Origin of the sequence: Polynucleobacter sp., from assembly GCF_040400325.1 — a bacterium.
Classification (GTDB): domain Bacteria; phylum Pseudomonadota; class Gammaproteobacteria; order Burkholderiales; family Burkholderiaceae; genus Polynucleobacter.
In genome coordinates this window covers 1-1,518 of sequence record NZ_JBBAQK010000047.1, presented here as the reverse complement: position 1 = coordinate 1,518, position 1,518 = coordinate 1, and the positions used below count along the sequence as shown (strand labels likewise).

Genomic DNA, 1,518 nt, shown 5'->3' with positions numbered 1-1,518 from the left:
TCCACTTGTTATCTACCTTATAGCGACATTGCCATACGGCACTATGCTCGCGTTGATAGAGGGTTAGGTTACGGTGTATAAGTTGATGTGTACTTTCTTTTTTAGTTGCCATACACATACTTTAGCTTCTGACCACCAGCTAGGACAACCAAGTTGGCTGAATTTTTCAGGTCAATTTAGCCAAAAGAAAGTGTGGCAAATTGTGGTGATTTATGGAGAGTTTTTAGGGATGAGCGTTACTTTAAGTAACGCTCATTAGCTCGGTGACTTTGGCTGAACATACCTCCTCTAGTCTTTTACCAAGCGAAACCCTAAGTGAGACATTGGGCTATACGGGTCTGCTCCACGCCTTGCACTTGGACGATAAGATTGGCAGTAATCTTCATTACATAAAAAAGATCCACCGCGAATAACTCTTTTAGGGGCGCTTGGCGGCACACCGTAATCATCCGGATCATATGAACCAATAGGTCCTAAAGGATTATCAATTGCCTTATTACCAAACTCTTTTTACTGCATCGCAAAATAATCTGCTCGATACCAATCAGCAACCCACTCCCAAGCATTACCAGTCATATCAAATAAGCCATAGCCATTTTGAGGATATGTCCCAACGGAACTGGTACCTACTGCGCCGCCAGCTTTAGGGCTTATGACTGGATTAACCACTGGGAATGCCTGCTTCCTCACATCCCAAATATTGGCCGGCAATTTTCCTTCTCGCTCTCTGCGTATCACGCAACCAAGATAAAACCCGCTTCTTAGTTCTTCCTGCCCCATAAGCACTAACCGTTTTTTGCAATTTAGTAGTTTCAAACTTATTTAACTGCTTCTCTGCCTTAGCCAATACATCATCTTTATTCTCGGCAAGCGAATCTAGATTATTCAATAGATCCACCAATAAGAATTCTTTATCCAGCTTTTTTGGAAAGCGCGGTTTTACCCGAAATTCAAAACTTCTATTGCCCAATTTAAAGACGCCATGGCGTTTATGGTTGTACACCATGGTCTTGTTATAGAGCTGGGTTGTTCCTAGACCCAAGGAGTTATAGCTATTAGGCGAGAGCAACAAAAAGTTCTTGTCTTTTAAAAAAGCTTCTACTAGCTCATTGTCCTTCGGAGGCACCCTACCAAATACAGATGATTTGGGTGCGTAATATAGTCCTTGAGCAAGCTTTTCTAAATCACCTGCATCAACCAATTGTTTTAAATGACGGTCAACCGCATTGGAGTCACCTAAAAGATCCTCTCTTCTATAGACATGACCCCTCTTAAGGTGCGAGCGAAGTCTCCCCAATGCGCTATTGCGTACTTCGGGCGAAGTACTTAAGGAGGCTTTTACTGGCTCTTTTTGCATGATTTTTTATTGAAGTTTCATGCATACTAGCATAGGTATACGATCTTAACAAGCGTTACTTAAAGTAACCCTCAAAAGACAAAACCCCCACCATTTCTAGTGAGGGTTTTGTATGACTCGACACATAGTTAACACTTTATACCGGACACATACTTTACAGT

At 42.0% G+C, this 1,518-nt stretch carries 1 protein-coding gene and 1 pseudogene; both read right to left on the bottom strand.

Translation table 11 applies throughout. The features are described 5' to 3' along the window. Window positions 1-288: 288 nt before the first annotated feature. Window positions 289-720, bottom strand: a pseudogene (locus tag ABWP14_RS11450) (formylglycine-generating enzyme family protein); the annotation flags it as partial. Then, window positions 662-1,357: a DUF6088 family protein gene (locus tag ABWP14_RS11445; RefSeq protein WP_353203100.1), complete on the bottom strand. Its 696-nt coding sequence runs from the start codon at window positions 1,355-1,357 to the stop codon at window positions 662-664. The pseudogene ABWP14_RS11450 and the gene ABWP14_RS11445, both read right to left, overlap by 59 nt. Between the last annotated feature and the right edge of the window lie 161 nt (window positions 1,358-1,518).